The organism is Cronobacter universalis NCTC 9529 (assembly GCF_001277175.1).
In the GTDB taxonomy this organism is placed as follows: Bacteria; Pseudomonadota; Gammaproteobacteria; order Enterobacterales; family Enterobacteriaceae; genus Cronobacter; species Cronobacter universalis.
The window spans coordinates 665013-683157 of sequence record NZ_CP012257.1; the positions used below are offsets into that span (position 1 = coordinate 665013).

Below are 18145 nucleotides of genomic sequence, written 5' to 3' on the forward strand. Positions count from 1 at the left end.
CGGCAACATAAAAAACTAAAAAGGAAACAGAGATGGCAACCCCACATATTAACGCTGAGATGGGCGATTTCGCGGACGTTGTGCTGATGCCGGGCGACCCGCTGCGTGCGAAACACATTGCAGAAACCTTCCTGGAAGACGTGCGCGAAGTGAACAACGTGCGCGGCATGCTGGGTTTCACCGGGACTTACAAAGGCCGTAAAATTTCCGTTATGGGCCACGGCATGGGTATCCCGTCCTGCTCTATTTATACCAAAGAGCTGATCACCGATTTCGGCGTGAAGAAAATCATCCGCGTCGGCTCCTGCGGCGCGGTGCGCGCGGACGTTAAGCTGCGCGATGTGGTTATCGGCATGGGCGCGTGCACCGATTCCAAAGTGAACCGCCTGCGTTTCAAAGATCACGATTTCGCGGCGATCGCGGATTTCGACATGGTGCGTAACGCGGTAGACGCGGCGAAAGCGCTGGGCGTGGAAGCGCGCGTAGGTAACATCTTCTCCGCAGACCTGTTCTATACGCCGGACCCGTCAATGTTCGACGTGATGGAGAAATACGGCATCCTGGGCGTGGAAATGGAAGCGGCAGGCATCTACGGCGTGGCGGCGGAATTCGGCGCGAAAGCGCTGACCATCTGCACCGTGTCCGACCATATCCGTACCCACGAGCAGACCACCGCGGCAGAGCGTCAGACCACGTTTAACGACATGATCAAGATTGCGCTGGAATCCGTGCTGCTGGGCGATAAAGAGTAAGTTTTCGCGTGTTTAAAGTGAAAGAAAAGGGCGCTGCGGCGCCCTTTTTTATTGGGCGGGAAAATGCAAAGGAAACGGCGGGTGCGCTGTGCTTACACGCCCTACGCACGGAAAGGCTATGTTTTGTAGGGTGGGTAAGCGCAGCGCACCCACCAGTGTTGACTTAACGCACCGCCTGCGCCATCCACGCGCCCACTTCGCGCAATTCCGCGGCCTGGGCGGGAAACTCACTCACTAACGCCTCGCAGGCCTCCTGCAACGCGCCGGCCTGATACACGCAGCCCTGTAGCCGGGCCGCCAGCGCCTCCAGCGGCGCCGGGTTCAGGCTGTCGGTAAAAAGCTGCGTGCGGGTGATATGCCCCTTTTCCACGTCGAAATGCAGCTCCACGCCGCCCCAGACAAACCGTTCATCCAGCTGATGCGTAAAGGCGGGCGCCTGACCGAAATTCCACTCCCAGCTGCTCTGGCGGGCGAACGTGTCGGCAAAGCCGGGCAGATCCGGGAACGCGTCGGGGGAAATCACCTCGGCGGCCACCCGCTCGCCGTAATACGTGAAAAACGCCTCCGTCACGGCCTCGCAGATCTGCGCATGTGTCACGCCGGGTTTGAGATCGTGAATATTGGCGACGCGCCCGCGCACGGAGGTGATCCCCTTCGCCTGGAGCTTTTTCTTATCGGGGTTCAGGTAATTCGCGAGCCGGCTTAAATCGGCGTTCAGCAAGAGCGTGCCGTGGTGAAAACCGCGATCCACCGTCTCGCGGTAGGCGGAGCCGGAAATTTTACGCGGCCCTTCGGCGGTGTCCACCACCAGATCGTTGCGCCCGGAGGCCGACGCCGGAATGCCAAGCTGCGCCAGCGCGTTAATCACAATCGCGGTCGAGACGCTTTTGTCATACTCCGGTTTGCCCGCCATAAAGGTAAAACAGGTATTGCCGAGATCGTGGAACACCGCGCCGCCGCCGCTGCTGCGCCGCGCCAGACGCACGTTATCTTCCTCCATCCGGCGCGTGTTGCACTCTTTCCACGGGTTCTGCGCCCGGCCAATCACGACGGTATCGGCGTTGCGCCAGAGGAACAGCACGCGCTGGGTGGCAGGCATCTGGCGGAAGATGCACTCTTCCACCGCCAGGTTAAACCAGGGATCGTAAGAATCGGAAATAAGCAGGCGTAAAGAGGACACAGGCGTTTTCCCTAAAGCATTGAAGAACGCCCATTATACCACGCGGCGTCAGGCGCGTTTGTCGTCCGCGGGCGTCTCAGGCTCGCTCTCTTCTTCCGGCACCGATCTGCTGGCGGTGAGCAGGAACGGCGACTGCTGCCAGCGCGTGCGTTTGCCCTGAAGCAGCGTGCGGGTCAGCACGATGCCGATGGCGAGCGCCAGTAACATCATCAGACGCAGAATATTAGTGGTGTTATCCACCTGGCGCGCTTCGGTCGGCAGGCTGTGGGTGTCGAGCGTGAGCCGCAGGTAGCCCACCGGGCCGCTCTTATCCTGCACCGGCTGAACAATCTGCTGGTTAAAGTAGCTGCCCGCTTTTTTGCCGTCGAGCGCCAGCCGGTCGCGCACGTTGACGCTCTCGCCCGCGCGGGCGATCAGTTCGCCCTGCTGGTCATAGACGCTGGCGTCCAGAATGCGGCTTTCGTCGGTCAGTTGATTCAGAATGGCCGCGACGCGTTTTTCATCCGGGTTTTCGCCCTTAATCAGCGGCGCGAGACTGTAGCTGACCTGGCGGGCCAGCGTGCGGGCGAGCTCTTCCATCTGGATATTGCGCGACTGCTGATGGCTCTGGCTAAACCAGGACGCGCCCTGCATCAGCGCCACCAGCAGCGCCAGACAGATAAGTACAATCACTGCGCGATGCAGCCGAAATTTGAGTTTTGCCCGGGCCATAAAGTACCTGCTTAAATTTTGAAGCTTAATGTTGCCAGAAGCGCCGCAGACAAGGTAGCCTCATGCGTTGTTTTGTCCCGCCCCGATACTATTTACAGGAGCCTGAATGCCGAACAGTCTTACCTGGTGCGACCTGCCAAACGAAGTCTCCCTCTGGCCTGGATTGCCCCTTTCTTTAAGCGGTGATGAAGTCATGCCGCTGGATTATCACGCTGGCCATAGCGGCTGGCTCCTGTACGGACGGGGTTTAAATAAGCAAAGTCTGACCCAATATCAGCACAAACTCGGCGCGGCGATGGTTATCGTTAACGCGTGGTGCGTGGAAGATTATCAGGTGATCCGCCTTGCGGGCTCGCTGACCCCGCGCGCGACGCGTCTGGCGCATGATTCGGGTTTAGACGTCGCGCCGCTCGGCAAAATTCCGCATCTGAAAACGCCGGGCCTGCTGGTGATGGATATGGATTCCACCGCTATCCAGATTGAATGCATCGATGAGATCGCGAAACTTGCCGGTACGGGCGATGAAGTGGCGGACGTCACCGAGCGCGCCATGCGCGGCGAGCTGGATTTCGCGGCCAGCCTGAAAGCGCGCGTCGGCACGCTGAAGGGCGCGAGCGCCGATATCCTGCACCAGGTGCGCGACGCGCTCCCGTTAATGCCAGGCCTCACCTCGCTGGTGCTTAAGCTGCATGCCCTGGGCTGGAAAGTGGCGATCGCCTCCGGCGGTTTCACCTTCTTCGCGCAATATTTGCAGGACAAACTGCACCTGGACGATGTGGTCGCCAATGAACTGGCGGTGGAAAACGGCGTCTTTACCGGTGAAGTGACCGGCCAGATCGTCGACGCGCAGTTTAAGGCGCAGACCTTGCAACGCCTTGCTGAAAAATATGAGATCCCGACGGGCCAGACCGTCGCGATTGGCGATGGCGCCAACGACCTGCCGATGATCCAGACGGCGGGGCTGGGTATCGCCTATCACGCTAAACCGAAAGTGAATGAAAAGACGGAAATCACTATCCGTCACGCTGACCTGATGGGGGTTTTCTGTATCCTTTCGGGCAGCCTTAACCAGAAATAAAGAGGTAAAAGGTGGCGAAAGCTCCAAAACGCGCATTTGTCTGTAACGAGTGTGGTGCGGATTATCCGCGCTGGCAGGGGCAGTGCAGCGCCTGTCATGCCTGGAATACCATCACGGAAGTGCGCCTCGCCGCCTCGCCGCAAGCGGCGCGCAATGAACGGCTCTCCGGCTACGCGGGCAACGCGGGCGTGGCCAAAGTCCAGAAACTGTCGGAAATCAGCCTTGAGGAGCTGCCGCGCTTCTCCACCGGCTTTAAAGAGTTCGACCGGGTGCTCGGCGGCGGCGTGGTGCCGGGCAGCGCCATTCTGATTGGCGGCAACCCCGGCGCCGGGAAATCGACGCTGCTGCTGCAAACGCTCTGCAAGCTCGGGGAGCAGATGAAAACGCTCTACGTCACAGGCGAGGAGTCGCTGCAACAGGTGGCGATGCGCGCGCATCGTCTCGGCCTGCCTACCGCTAATCTCAACATGCTTTCGGAAACCAGCATTGAGCAGATCTGCCTTATCGCGGAAGAAGAGCAGCCGAAACTGATGGTGATCGACTCCATTCAGGTGATGCACATGGCTGACGTGCAGTCGTCGCCGGGCAGCGTCGCGCAGGTGCGAGAAACCGCCGCCTATCTGACGCGCTTTGCGAAAACGCGCGGCGTGGCGATTGTAATGGTGGGGCATGTGACCAAAGACGGTTCGCTGGCGGGCCCGAAAGTACTCGAGCACTGTATCGACTGTTCCGTCCTGCTGGACGGCGACGCCGATTCCCGTTTCCGCACGCTGCGCAGCCATAAAAACCGTTTCGGCGCGGTCAATGAGCTCGGCGTCTTCGCCATGACGGAGCAGGGGCTGCGCGAAGTCAGCAACCCGTCGGCGATTTTCTTAAGCCGTGGCGATGAAGTGACCTCCGGCAGCTCGGTGATGGTGGTCTGGGAAGGGACGCGCCCGCTGCTGGTGGAGATCCAGGCGCTGGTGGACCATTCGATGATGGCGAACCCGCGGCGCGTGGCGGTGGGCCTTGAGCAGAACCGTCTCGCTATCCTGCTCGCCGTGCTGCACCGTCACGGCGGCCTGCAAATGGCGGATCAGGATGTGTTCGTCAACGTGGTCGGCGGGGTGAAAGTGACTGAAACGAGCGCCGACCTGGCGCTGCTGCTGGCGATGGTGTCGAGCCTGCGCGACCGGCCGCTGCCGCAGGATCTGGTGGTATTTGGCGAAGTGGGGCTTGCGGGTGAAATTCGCCCGGTGCCGAGCGGCCAGGAGCGTATTTCCGAGGCGGCGAAGCACGGTTTCCGCCGCGCCATCGTCCCTGCCGCCAATGTGCCGAAAAAGACGCCGGAAGGCATGCAAATTTTCGGCGTGAAAAAACTGGCGGACGCGCTGGCCGTTTTTGACGACCTATAATCAGTAAATCACTGTTTTCTGGCGGGTAGCGCACGGCTGGCCCGCCCTTTGTATTTTATCTGTCCGGCACGCTCATTCAGCAGGAGGCTCTTGTGTCATCATTCGACTATCTCAAAACCGCGATCCGTCAGAAAGGCTGCACCTTGCAGCAGGTGGCGGATGCCAGCGGCATGACCAAGGGCTACTTAAGCCAGCTTCTCAACGCCAAAATCAAAAGCCCGAGCGCGCAAAAGCTTGAAGCGCTGCACCGTTTTCTGGGGCTGGAGTTTCCACGCCGCCAGAAGCGCGTCGGCGTCGTCTTCGGCAAGTTTTACCCGCTGCATACCGGCCATATCTATCTGATCCAGCGCGCCTGTAGCCAGGTCGATGAACTGCACATCATCATGGGCTATGACGAAAAGCGCGACCGCACGCTGTTTGAAGAGAGCGCGATGTCGCAGCAGCCGACCATCAGCGACCGTCTGCGCTGGCTGTTGCAGACCTTTAAATACCAGAAAAACATCCGCATTCACGCCTTTAATGAAGAGGGCATGGAGCCGTATCCGCACGGCTGGGACGTCTGGAGCGAAGGCATCAAAGCGTTTATGGAGGAGAAGGGGATCGAGCCGGATTCTATCTATACCTCCGAAGAGGCCGACGCGCCGCAGTACCGCGAACATCTCGGCATCGAGACCGTGATTATCGACCCGAAACGCACCTTTATGAATATCAGCGGCGCGCAGATCCGCGCGAATCCGTTCCGCTACTGGGAGTACATCCCGACCGAAGTGAAGCCGTTCTTTGTGCGTACGGTGGCGATTCTGGGCGGCGAGTCGAGCGGGAAATCGATGCTGGTGAATAAGCTCGCCAATATTTTCAATACGACGAGCGCCTGGGAATATGGCCGCGATTATGTGTTTTCTCATCTCGGCGGCGACGAGATGGCGCTGCAATATTCCGATTACGACAAGATCGCGCTCGGTCACGCACAATATATTGATTTCGCGGTGAAATATGCCAATAAAGTGGCGTTTATCGACACCGATTTTGTGACCACGCAGGCGTTTTGCAAGAAGTATGAAGGGCGCGAGCACCCGTTTGTGCAGGCGCTGGTGGATGAATACCGCTTCGACCTGGTGATCCTGCTGGAAAACAATACGCCGTGGGTGGCGGACGGGTTGCGAAGCCTCGGCAGTTCGGTGGATCGCAAAGAGTTTCAGTCGCTGCTGGTATCGATGCTGGAAGAGAACAATATTGAGTATGTGCATGTCGAGGAGCCGGATTACGACTCGCGTTTTCTGCGCTGCGTGGAGCTGGTGAAACAGCTGATGGGCGAGCAGGCGTAGCGGGCGGTTGTTTTTAGGGGATGGTGGGTGCGCTGCGCTTACCCACCCTACAAAGACGCTCACGTTCCCCGTAGGGCGGGTAAACGGCGTGCACCCGCCGAGGTTGTGAATACGCAAAGGTGAAGGTGGGTGCGCTTCGCTTACCCACCCTACAAAGACGCTCATGTTTCCCGTAGGGCGGGTAAACGGCGTGCACCCGCCGAGGTTGTGAATACGCAAAGGTGAAGGTGGGTGCGCTTCGCTTACCCACCCTACAAAGACGCTCATGTTTCCCGTAGGGCGGGTAAACGGCATGCACCCGCCATGTAAGGTGGAGTTCATGTAAAAAAGGTGGGTGCGCTGGGCTTATCCACCCACAAAGACGCTCACGTTCCCCGTAGGGCGGGTAAACGGCGTGCACCCGCCGAGGTTGTGAATACGCAAAGGTGAAGGTGGGTGCGCTGCGCTTACCCACCCACAAAGACGCTCACGTTCCCCGTAGGGCGGGTAAACGGCGTGCACCCGCCGTGGCTGCCGGAATTAAAACTCCACCACTACCTTACCGCGCATATGCCCTTCCAGCACCTTCTCATGCGCCTTGCTGATGCTCTCAACGCTCAGGCCGTGAAGGGTCTCGCTCAGTGTACTCTCCACTTCGCCGGCATCCAGCAGCTTCGCCACTTCATTGAGGATCTCGCCCTGACGCGCCATATCGGCGGTCTGGTACATGCTGCGGGTGTACATAAACTCCCAGTGCAGCGCGGCGGATTTCAGCTTCAGCGCATCCTGATCCAGCGGGTGCGCATTCTCCACGATGCTGCAAATATGTCCCTGCGGCGCGATAAGCTCGCTCACTGCCGCCCAGTGACCGTCGGTGTCATTCAGGATAAAAATATAATCGACGAACTTAATCCCCTCTTTTGCGAGCTCACCCGGCAGATCGTGATAATTCACTACCAGATCGGCACCGCGATCGCGACACCACTGCGCGGAATCTTCACGCGAGGCGGTGGCGATAATTTTCACCTTGCTGTGCAGACGGGCGAACGGAATGGCCAGCGAGCCCACGCCGCCCGCGCCGCCGATAATCAGCAGCGTTTTCTCTTCCCCGGCGTCCTGAATCGCCAGACGCTCGAATAAACCTTCCCACGCGGTCAGCGCCGTTAGCGGAATAGCCGCCGCCGCGGCCCACGGGAGCGTACGAGGCTTATGCCCCACGATGCGCGAATCGATCAGCTGATGGCTGGCGTTGCTGCCAGAGCGGGTAATATCGCCAGCGTAATAAACTTCATCGCCGGGTTTAAAACCGCTGACCTTGCCGCCGACGGCTGTCACCACGCCGCTGGCGTCCCAGCCCAGCACGCGCGGCTCCTGCAAACCGTTTTTCTGCAGGTTTGCATGCACTTTAGTATCCACCGGGTTGATGGAAACCGCTTTGATTTCCACCAGCAGATCGTAATCGCCGGGCTGCGGCATCGGCTGGGTGATCTCAATAAAGTGTTGCGGGGCGTCCGGGTTAACGGCAATCGCTTTAACAGACATATCAGGTTCCTTTCAGTGTATTCAGAGAAGTATGTGTTGACTGTAGTCTATTCATGCCGGAGGAGGGTGATAAGATGGACAATCCAGAACGGCGTGTTCGTGAGAGATGAACAATCATGTTTAAGCAATTGCAGGATATGGCGCTTTTCGCGCTGGTCGCGGAGACGGGCAGCTTCACGGCGGCGGCGCAGAAGGCGGGGCTGCCGAAGTCCAGCGTCAGCCAGCGCATCAGCCAGCTTGAGGCGCATGTCGGGCTGCGGCTGCTTAATCGCACCACGCGCAAGCTCAGCCTGACGTTTGCGGGCGAGCACTATCTGGTGCACTGCCGTGAAATGCTGGATGCCAGCGAACGCGCCGATCTCGCCGTGCAGCGCCTGCGCGACAACCCCAGCGGCAGGCTGCGCATCACCAGCCCGGCAGGCATCGGCGCGACGCTGCTGGCGCGCATGAACGCTGAATTTCTCGCGAAATACCCGGATATCACACTGGAGGTGTTTATCTCCGATGACGTGCGGGATCTCGTTATGGAAGGGTTTGACGTGGCGCTGCGCACCGGTAAACCGCAGGATTCCTCGCTGATTGGCCGCAAGATCGGCCACTGCCCGCGTTATTTGCTCGCTTCGCCAGCCTATCTGGCGCAGCACCCGACGCTGACGCACCCGGCGCAGCTGGCGGATCACCGCGTGATTATTCATCGCGCCTGGGCGGAGTGGCTGCTCCAGCGCGACCGCGAGCTTTACCGCTGCCATCTGAATCAGATGCACCAGACCGATAATCTCCTTTACGCCCGCGAAAGCGCGCTGGCCGGTGCCGGGATCACGCTGCTGCCCGCTTTTCTGCTTGATGATTCGCTGACACAAGGCGCGCTGGTCAGTGTCCTGCCGGAGTGGACCGTTACGGGCAACGATCTTTATCTGGTATATCCTGGGCGCAAACTCAACGCCCCCGCGCTGGTCAGCTATATCAACTTTGCACTGGAGTACGAAGGAGTGACTCAGTATTACGATAAATTATCAGTTTGAGTCGCAAAATGCATATTTTAAGAAACTTTATGGATAAAAATGGATAAATGAAAAGTATGAAAACGTCATTGCTCTAAAAAAAGAAACCCATAATAAGTTATTTATGGAGATGATGATTTGTGATATTTTACGTGTCTGAGTTATTGTAAAAGCCTTCCGTTGTCGTAATGATAATTACGGGTAATAAAAAACAAACTTTGATTGTTTATGATGATAATCACGCGAGCAGTTATGCGCGTGTCGTTATTTATTTCTTCGGCAGGTATGTATTTTAAAACAATCTGTTATGGGAATGTCCCATTGCGGTAGGCTGTTCACAATAATCTAACCAGGAACTGTTTATGAAACGGCATGGACTGGATGTCCAGCGCGCCACTGTACTGGCGCTTTTTTTAAGGGAAATTAAAACACGCTTCGGCAAGTTCCGCCTGGGCTACTGCTGGGCGCTGCTTGAGCCGTTACTGCATCTCGTAATGTTGCTGTTTGTTCTGGATTTTGTGATGGAACGAACCCTGCCGGATATCTCATTTCCTGTCTTTTTATTAAGCGGCATTATTCCCTATTTTATCTTTAGCCATATTACGGGGCGCGCTATTAACGCCATTGAAGCGAATCAGGGGCTTTTTAATTATCGGCCGGTAAAACCCATTGATACGATAATTGCGAGAACGTTACTGGAAGCCGGCATTTATATTGCCGTTTATCTGCTGCTACTCGCGTTATTGGCCGTGACGGGCGAGGCGTTTACCTGTTCCCATCTGTTAACTCTGTTTGGCGTCTGGAGCTGTCTGGTTGTGTTTTCCTTCGGCGTCGGGCTGATTTTTATGGTGACAGGGAGTGCGTTTCCGGAGTCCGAAAAGTTTCTGCCCCTGCTGACGCGCCCGCTCTATTTCATCTCCTGCGTGATGTATTCGCTCAATACTATTCCTCAGGAATATCAACGCTGGGTCGCGTGGAACCCACTGGTGCATGTGGTAGAGCTGACGCGTGAATCGCTGGCGACAAATTATGAAAGCGACGGCGCCAGCCTGACATATCTCGCGTTCAGCACGCTGGTCGTGCTCTTCACGGGCCTCGCGCTTTATCGTCATCAGGAAGAGGCGATGCTGACCTCATGATTGTTATCGAAAACCTCACCAAATCGTACCGCACGCCCGCCGGGCGGCACTATGTCTTTAAAGATCTCAACCTGACGCTGCCGTCCGGCAAGAGCGTGGCGCTGATAGGGCGTAACGGGGCGGGGAAATCGACGCTGCTGCGCATGATTGGCGGCACGGATAACCCGGATAGCGGACGAATTGTCTCCAGCGCCACCATCTCCTGGCCGGTCGGGCTGGCGGGTGGCTTCCAGGGCAGCCTGACGGGGCGGGAAAATGTGAAGTTTGTGGCGCGGCTTTACGCGCCTAAAGAAGACGTCCGGCAAAAAGTCGCGTTCGTTGAGACATTCGCCGAGCTTGGAAAATATTTTGACATGCCGGTGAAAGCCTACTCCTCCGGCATGAAAGCGCGTCTCGGCTTCGGGCTGAGCATGGCGTTCAAATTCGACTATTACCTGGTGGACGAAGTCACCGCCGTTGGCGACGCGAGCTTCCGTAAAAAATGCGAAACGCTGTTTGAGGAGCGCCACCGCGAAGCCTGTTTTTTGATGGTGTCGCATAATCTTAATTCGCTAAAGCAGTATTGCGAGGCTGCGGTGTTTATAGGCAGGGAAAATGACGTGCGTTATTACAACGACGTAGATGATGCCATTAATGCCTATAAAGCTCAGGAGGGGCTGTAAACATGCGTTACAGGAAAATCAAAAAGCTGCTTACGTCACCTGGACTCTTTCTACGGGATTATCTCCTTAAAAAGCATCCGCTGATTCTTAATGAAATAAACTGCCCACAGGAGGAGGAGAGCGTATTAATCAGGCACGACCTTGCTCTGGAAAAGATGAACGATGTTGCTTTCCCTGTCGATGTGGTTTTTACATGGGTCGATAACCACGACAGCCAGTGGCGCAGTAAATTTGAGCAATACCGGGATAGTCACCTGCAAACGCAGCCAGGCGTTGAGCATGAGCCTGCCCGCTTTGATAACCATAACGAAATTTTTTATTCGGTACAGAGCGTGCTTACATTTATGCCCTGGGTGCGCAGAATCTATATTGTCGTCGACGGACATCAGCTGCAATGGGCGGCCGGGATCGCGAAAGTGAAAGTCATCCCGCATGAGGCGATTATTCCAGAACGTTATTTGCCGACGTTTAATTCACATGTCATTGAAGCGCATTTAGACGCTATTCCCGATCTTGCCGAGCATTTTATCTATTTTAATGATGATGTATTCGCAGCGCGCGCCCTTCCGGCTAGTCATTTTTTCCGGGGCAACGGTCTGGCATCGCTCTTTATTACCGATAAGCGTTTGGCGGAAATGGCGCAACGGGGCCGAACCACCGCTGCACTGTCAGCCTCATTAAATTCCAGAGCTTTGCTTGCGCAGGATTTGGGCTTTGCGCCGGATATGCCGCTGGCGCATACCTATGTCCCCCTGCGCAAAAGCCTGTTTACCGAAGCCCGGCAGCGCTACGGCAAACGTATCAGCGCCTTTTTGCCGTGCAAATTCAGAAGCAATAACGACCTCAACCTGCCGACGTTTCTGGTTCCCTGGTTTACCTACGCCCGTGGACATGCCGTGCCCGCGCGGGATATCTGTTATTACTTTAACGTGCGGTCGCCAGCCGCCAGAACGCATTATCACGCGCTGATTCACAGGCAGCGCCAGGGAGTGGCACCGCACTCTTTCTGCGCCAACGATTTTTCTTCACATAACCAAACCGTTAACAATTATCAGGAACAACTGATTGCAATGCTCGAAACATATTTTGAAAATGGAACTCACAAAAATGTTTAATAATAAACTTCGCAAGCTGGTAAGGGACCCAAAACTGTTCTTCAGCGATATGGCTGCCAATCAGGCACGTAAACTCGGTAAATTCCGGTTCAAAAAAGAAGACGGACAGTATAACTATACTGTGGTTTCGGCAGTGTATAACGTAAGCGCTTTCCTTGATGATTATTTCCAGAGTTTTGTGAATCAGCGTCTGAATTTCAAAAAACATATTCAGTTGATTCTGGTGGATGATGGCTCAACGGATAACTCTGCGGAGATCATTAAACGCTGGCAGAAGAAATATCCGAATAATATCACTTATATTAATCAGGAGAATGCCGGGCAGTCTGCTGCGCGTAACAATGGGTTACAGCATGTCACGACAGAATGGGTGACATTTATCGATCCGGATGATTTTGTCGATGCAAACTACTTTTACAACCTTGATAGCTTCCTTTATCAGCATCAGGATAAAGATATCAAAATGGTGGGTTGTAATATTATTATGTTTTACGAGGCTAAGAATCAGTATAAGAGTGCGCATCCTCTGGGGTTCAAATTTAAAAACGGCAATCAACTTGTGCCGCTTGGCAGTATGGAAAAGGAAATCCAGCTCTCTGCCAGCACCGCATTTTTCCGGGCCGACATAATTTCTACAAAACAAATTTTTTTTGACGCCAAAGTTAAGCCTAATTTTGAGGATGCGCATTTCGTTGCCCGATATCTGCAAGGCGATAAATCAGGTCATGCTGCTTTTTTAGAGCATTCAAAATATTATTATCGTAAGCGTGAGGATGGTTCGTCTACGCTGGACACGTCATGGACTAAAAAAGAGCGGTTTCTCAACGTACCAGAGTATGGTTATCTGAATGTATTGAAAAGCTATCATGAAAAAGAAGGGGTAGTTCCCGTAAATATACAAAGAACGATTATTTATGAAATCGTCTGGTATTTAAAATGGTTAACTAACCACGGCGAACGTAGTGCGTTCTTGACGTCAGATGAAAAACGAAAATTTATCAGCAAGCTTAAAGAGATATTTGTCTTCCTTGATAAGAATACGATTATGAATTTTGAGCTGGCGGGTGCGTGGTTTTTTCAGAAGGTCGCCATGCTTTCGTTCTTTAAAGGGCTACAGCCAGACGCCCAAATCGTTTATGTTGAAAAGTATGACCACTACAAGCATATGGTTCAATTGCGCTACTTTACCAGCACGTTGAACCTTGAGCAGATATTATTGGATGGTAAAGATATTGTTCCGGCGTATGTCAAAACGATCCGCCATGATTTCATGGATGAAACGCTGATTCTTGAGCGCCGTCTTTGGGTGGCGCTTGGCGATGCACAACAGATCAATATTTCTGTTTCGCACCTGCCTACTCGTCTTTCTCTCGGTGGTAAGCAATATAAAGAAGGCTTAAAAACTACAGATATTAATAAATACTTTCTCGCCCTGATGCCAAAATACGAAAAGAAAAAAGAATATCACCAGGCATGGATATTTATGGACAGGGATACGCAGGCCGATGATAACGCAGAGCATCTCTATCGCTATGTTCGTGATAATTATCCTCAAAAAAATATCTTTTTCGTTTTACAAAAGGATTCCCACGATTGGGCCAGACTGGAACAGGAAGGTTTCAGGCTGCTTGAGTTCGGCTCTCATGAACATAAACTTGCGCTAGGCTCTTGTAGTAAGGTGATCAGTTCACATGCCAATCGGTACGTGACTAATTATCTTGGGCCGAAAATGTTAGCGGGCAAGCACTATGTGTTTCTGCAACATGGCGTAACTAAGGATGATATTTCAGGCTGGATGAATAGTAAGGAAAATATAGACTGTTTTATTACTACTTCTCCTTATGAATATCAATCCATTTATGAAGATGGCAGTCGTTACTATTATACTAAAAAGGAAGTTGTATTAACCGGGTTTCCGCGGCATGACAAACTGGTTGTGAATAATACAAATGAACGTCTGGTCGTCATTATGCCCACCTGGCGACAAACAATTGTCGGGCCGGTAACTGGTGATGGGGAGGCAAGAGCCCTTAACCCTCTCTTTATGCAAACGGATTTTGCCAAAAGCTGGTATAGCATCCTTCATTCGCCATTATTAAAAAAATATGCTGAGCGATACGCTTTTAAAGTGGCTTTTTTCCCTCATGCTAATATTCAGCCTTATCTGTCTCATTTTGAGGTGCCCGATTATATTGAGGTGATTACACACTCTCAGGGTTCTATTCAGGATGTTTTTAACCGTGCATCAATGATGATTACCGATTACTCCTCCGTAGCATTTGAGCTGGCCGTACAAAATAAGCCAGTCATTTATTATCAGTTTGATGCGAAAGAGTGTTTTTCCGGTGCGCATATCTATTCCAAAGGCTACTTCGATTACCGTAAGCATGGTTTTGGCCCGGTAGTCGAAACCGAAAAAGAGCTTTTCAAAGAGTTAAATACGCTGCTGAAAAATGATGCGGTGCCGTCTGCGAAAATCCTTAAGCGTATCAGTGAGACCTTCCCTTTCCGCGACGGCAATAACTGTGAGCGTACGTATCAGGCTATCGCGGCGCTCGATGCGCCGCTACCGGAAGGCTTTGCGGATAAAGAGATTTACCAGCAGTACGCGAAGCACGCGGCTGTAGCTCGCCGCTGGGCGCTTGCTGAAAAACGCTGGCAGGCGTACCTGGCGCTGGCGCTCACGCAGGATGAAGACGCGCATGGCTGTGCAGGGCTTGCCGAAGCGCTACGCAAACAGGGGAAAACCGTGGAGGCGCGCAGCGTGATTAACGGCTGGCATGCGCGTCACCCAAAGCAGCGCCATACCGCGCTTTCCGCAAGCCTGGCCCTGGTGGAAATGGCAGAGCATCACTGGCAGCAGGCGGCGTTATGCTGGCAGGAGGCAGGCGAGGCCACGCTTGATAATAACCGCTATTGTTATTGCCTGTATCGCAGCGGCCAGGCTGCCATGCTGGACACGCTGTGCAAGAAAGCGCGCCCTGCGACTGGTTTTAGTTATGCCCGGTTCTGCTTACTCCTGGCGAAGCAAAAGTGGGCGGAAGGGATTGCGTATGTGGAGGCGCAGGGCGTTGATGTGACATCTGCGGAAAGTCTGGAAAATAAGCTTCTGATTACACTCTCTTATTGCTATCAGCAGCTGAATAAACTCAATGACGCTCACCAGTGTCTGGTGAAATATGAAAAATACATTGAAAACGATCCGCAGTGTCGTCTGAAAATCGCCCGTCTCGCCTTTTTGCGCCACAACTGGGAGAAAATCCTCACTCAGCTGAATAAAGCCAGTGCGGATATTGACCATTTGCCTGATGAGCACCTCTATTACTACTGCGTGGCGCTGCTGCGCACCGGTAAGTTTAAAGAGCTCTATACGCTGTTCGGGATGCTGAGCGAAGCGCTGAGAAGTGACGTGCGGTTCCTGAAAATCTATGCGCAGGCGTGTCTGGCTCTGAAAAAACCAGGCGAAGCGATTGCGATTTTTGAAACGCAGGATAAACCGGATGATGAGTTCTGTCTTATCGGTGCAGAAGCGCTGAAAGAGGCCGGACGCTTTAATCAGGCCCTCTTGGTCGTTCGCAATAAACTCAGCCGTTATAACCAGAACGCGTGGATGCTGAGATGCGAGCTCGCCCAGCTCTGTGAGGACTGGGACGATGCTTATGAATGCTGGCTGAGTCTGTTACGCCATTACCCACAGAATATGCCCGCCAGTGCAGCGGAGAAATTGCAGAACCTGCGGCTGTTGCGTGAGTTTTCTGTTAAATCTGATGCGTGACCCCAACATGAATAAGTTACAAACAGGCGCGATGAGAATTCGTGCCTGTTTTTTATGGAGCGAATATGTTAGAGCAAATGGAAATAATTAATGGCGTGCAGATAAAGTATCGCTATAAAAAAAGGAAATATGATACTCAGCATATGATTTTCATTTTTAGCGGGTTTGGCGGCGCGGGAATGTTCACCTGGGATTTCGCTAATGCCCTCCAGGATTGCCCTGCGCATGTGGTGTGGATAAAAGATGATTTTCATAATGCCTGTACCTATTACCTCTGCCACAACAATGATTTTTACATTGAACAGGCGGTAATCGCTTTTATCGGCACGATGCTCGCCCGCTATGGTCTTGATAAGACCCAGTGCACGCTGGCGGGGTTTTCTAAAGGCGGCAGCGCCGCGCTCTGGTACGGCCTTAAATATCAGTTTAAAAATATTGTCTCGACGGTGCCGCAGTTTCATATCGGCAGTTACGCCAGAAAAAACTGGCCAGAGGTTTTTACGCATATGACTGGCGATGATAGCGAAGCGTCTGCCCGACAGCTTGATGCTTTATTACCTCGCCAGTTAAGCAGCGATACGGCGCTTGATAAAAATATCTATCTGCTCACATCCGGGGCGGATATTCAGTATGAAAGCGAAGTGAAACCCTATATTTCTGGCTTCAGGAAATACCACAACTTTAATCTGTTTATGGCTCAGTCAATGCTTATCAGAGAGCATAACCAGGTGACGTCTTATCATGTGCCGCTGCTGCTGGGGATTTTTTATTCGCTTTCGCAGGGCGCGGTTCCACGCTATGGCGAATGTGACCTGGCTGCGGATAACAGCCTGCTACCGCGCCCGCTCAGGCCGCGGCCGGTCGCCATACTGAAGAAAGTCGCTGTGAAAAGGGCTCTGCTGTTCCCGGAGGGGATAGCGGTGCTTAAAGGCGTGAGCTGCGCGGAATACCAGGATATTCAGGTCGATATGATTTTTAAAACTGACGGCGTTGAAGAAGTTTTTCGTCTTGCGAAAGCGCATCGTTCGATTCTGAGCCGCCAGCTTTATGACGACGGGTTCGTGAATTACGATAAAGGCTGGTTCTGTACCGCACGCTATGAAGGGCTCTCGCTTGAGGCGTTACCGGCAGGCACGTATCAACTCTTCCTGGATATTACGTGCCAGCAAACCTGGGCGCGCAAAGCGCTCGAAACCGAGCCGTCGCAAGCAAACACCGTGCTCGCTGTCAGTGAAGCGCTGGAAGTATTCAGTCATGAGGGAAATGTCTTTGTCACCCGTAAAGCGAATTTATAATCCTTTAAACGGGTTTTCACGGCTGTAAAAAACGGTATTAAGCTGCGTTTTATGCATCAGATAGTAGCGAAACGTGGAAAACAGGTGGTGATCGGGGCGGAAGGGCGTTTTCCAGAACGTATCCAGACGCCCCTGAAACGTTAATCCTTCAATGTCATAGAGCGCTCTTCCCATCACTTTCAGCGGCTTGTTATGGATAAGCGCTGAAATCCCCGCGGTACTGTTGATGGTCACGACGCCTGCCGCACCGCTCAGCAACTCCGGTAGCGGCAAATCGTGGACGTAAACCACCCGCCCGATTACACCATAGCGCCTGCTCAGTGTGTTAATCAGCGAACGATAAAGCCGGTGCCCTCTGTCCATTGGATGGTGCTTGATGACCAGCAGTTGCGAGGCTGAAGCGCAGCGTGCAAATGAAGCGATTGTCTCCTCAATAAAGTCCCTCATATCGCCGTAATCGCTGTGGTGCCGTAACTGACTGTCGTTAAAAACCTGTAGCAGGGCGAGAAAGTATCGTCCGCGATACTGCGAGGCCAGTGAACGTCGTATGCGGCGCTCCGTGCAGCGATACCCGATTTTCCGCAGGGCGGCGCGTGTCCAGCAGGCGCCTTCATACCAGGGCGAAAAACATTTGTGGTGCTGGTAGCCCGGAAACGCGCGGCGATGATAACACCCCATCAGATAATACCAGGCCGCGTGGCCGATACGCCTGAGGAGCGAAGGGGCGACGCGTCGGACATCAGGGACTGGCAGAAAAGGCAGGGCGCGATAAAACTTCGCCTCCCGCGGCAGCCCGGAAAACCCGTTCACCCCGTTCTCTTCCAGCGTGATAAAACACGGGCGCAAATAGCCCTCTTCAAAGACCAGAAAACGTACCCCCTGCGCTTGCGCCCAGAGGCGCGCGGCCTGATGCAGCGGCCGGCAGTCGCCAAAGCACACCAGCGTATCGAACGGCCACGCGCTTCGCGTTGCGGCAAGCCACGCCCCGAACCCCTTCTGCGAGCCTTTATATGCAAGGCTTTTCTCCTTGCGGCAGTAAAACCAGTCGCCTCCGTTAAACACGACCTGTTTCGCCTCGCGGTCTTTGCTCTCCAGCCAGTTGCCGAGATCGCGGAAAAAAGGCCCCATCGGCCCTTGCAAAAGCAGGTATTTCTGGCCGGAAAGCAGGGTATCAAGAGCGCTGTGGTTCATTCGGCG

14 protein-coding genes are annotated in these 18145 nt (G+C 53.9%); 10 read left to right on the forward strand and 4 right to left on the reverse strand.

The features are described 5' to 3' along the window. Positions 1–32: 32 nt before the first annotated feature. A complete protein-coding gene (gene deoD / locus AFK65_RS03080; RefSeq protein WP_004386471.1) occupies positions 33–752 on the forward strand; it encodes a purine-nucleoside phosphorylase in 720 nt (239 codons plus the stop codon). A gap of 163 nt (positions 753–915) precedes the next feature. Here deoD and lplA read toward each other — a convergent pair whose 3' ends face one another. Next, positions 916–1932 carry a lipoate--protein ligase LplA gene (gene lplA / locus AFK65_RS03085; protein ID WP_007705615.1) on the reverse strand — a complete coding sequence of 339 codons (1017 nt, stop codon included), beginning with the start codon at positions 1930–1932 and terminating at the stop codon, positions 916–918. A 48-nt stretch (positions 1933–1980) separates the two neighbouring features. Further along, positions 1981–2643, reverse strand: coding sequence for a YtjB family periplasmic protein (locus AFK65_RS03090; protein ID WP_032980351.1), 663 nt, complete (start codon positions 2641–2643; stop codon positions 1981–1983). Positions 2644–2749: 106 nt separating this feature from the next. On the opposite strand from AFK65_RS03090, the gene serB reads away from it, so the two are divergent. The 3 genes from serB to nadR all read left to right on the forward strand — a co-directional run bounded on the left by serB (position 2750) and on the right by nadR (position 6440). Further along, entirely contained in the window at positions 2750–3721 is a 972-nt protein-coding gene (gene serB / locus AFK65_RS03095; protein ID WP_007705619.1) for a phosphoserine phosphatase, read from the forward strand. Positions 3722–3732: 11 nt separating this feature from the next. Beyond that, on the forward strand, positions 3733–5115 hold the full coding sequence (gene radA, locus AFK65_RS03100; RefSeq protein WP_038858103.1) for a DNA repair protein RadA: 1383 nt from the start codon (positions 3733–3735) through the stop codon (positions 5113–5115). Between the two features lie 92 nt (positions 5116–5207). Next, complete coding sequence (gene nadR, locus AFK65_RS03105; RefSeq protein WP_004385876.1) at positions 5208–6440, forward strand: multifunctional transcriptional regulator/nicotinamide-nucleotide adenylyltransferase/ribosylnicotinamide kinase NadR; 1233 nt, start codon at positions 5208–5210, stop codon at positions 6438–6440. A gap of 519 nt (positions 6441–6959) precedes the next feature. On the opposite strand, the gene AFK65_RS03110 is transcribed toward nadR, so the two are convergent. Then, positions 6960–7961 carry a zinc-binding alcohol dehydrogenase family protein gene (locus AFK65_RS03110; protein WP_007705631.1) on the reverse strand — a complete coding sequence of 334 codons (1002 nt, stop codon included), beginning with the start codon at positions 7959–7961 and terminating at the stop codon, positions 6960–6962. A gap of 116 nt (positions 7962–8077) precedes the next feature. Between AFK65_RS03110 and AFK65_RS03115 the strand changes: the two genes are divergently transcribed. From AFK65_RS03115 to AFK65_RS03140, 6 genes are all read left to right on the forward strand, one after another. Next, positions 8078–8983 (forward strand): LysR family transcriptional regulator, encoded by a 906-nt coding sequence (locus AFK65_RS03115; RefSeq protein ID WP_007705633.1) that lies wholly within the window; start codon positions 8078–8080, stop codon positions 8981–8983. 341 nt (positions 8984–9324) lie between these two features. Beyond that, on the forward strand, positions 9325–10101 hold the full coding sequence (locus AFK65_RS03120; protein WP_007705637.1) for an ABC transporter permease: 777 nt from the start codon (positions 9325–9327) through the stop codon (positions 10099–10101). Continuing rightward, the gene (locus tag AFK65_RS03125; RefSeq protein ID WP_007705639.1) at positions 10098–10763 is read left to right on the forward strand and encodes an ABC transporter ATP-binding protein; all 666 of its coding nucleotides are present in this window, start codon (positions 10098–10100) and stop codon (positions 10761–10763) included. Before AFK65_RS03120 ends, AFK65_RS03125 begins: the two co-directional genes overlap by 4 nt. Positions 10764–10765: 2 nt before the next feature. Then, positions 10766–11878: a stealth family protein gene (locus tag AFK65_RS03130; protein WP_007705641.1), complete on the forward strand. Its 1113-nt coding sequence runs from the start codon at positions 10766–10768 to the stop codon at positions 11876–11878. Then, a complete protein-coding gene (locus tag AFK65_RS03135) occupies positions 11871–15653 on the forward strand; it encodes a CDP-glycerol glycerophosphotransferase family protein (protein WP_038858084.1) in 3783 nt (1260 codons plus the stop codon). Before AFK65_RS03130 ends, AFK65_RS03135 begins: the two co-directional genes overlap by 8 nt. A 65-nt stretch (positions 15654–15718) precedes the next feature. Beyond that, positions 15719–16948: an alpha/beta fold hydrolase gene (locus tag AFK65_RS03140; protein ID WP_007705664.1), complete on the forward strand. Its 1230-nt coding sequence runs from the start codon at positions 15719–15721 to the stop codon at positions 16946–16948. Here AFK65_RS03140 and AFK65_RS03145 read toward each other — a convergent pair. Continuing rightward, positions 16943–18139: a capsule biosynthesis protein gene (locus AFK65_RS03145; protein ID WP_007705666.1), complete on the reverse strand. Its 1197-nt coding sequence runs from the start codon at positions 18137–18139 to the stop codon at positions 16943–16945. The two genes, AFK65_RS03140 and AFK65_RS03145, sit on opposite strands and share 6 nt — an antisense overlap. Between the last annotated feature and the right edge of the window lie 6 nt (positions 18140–18145).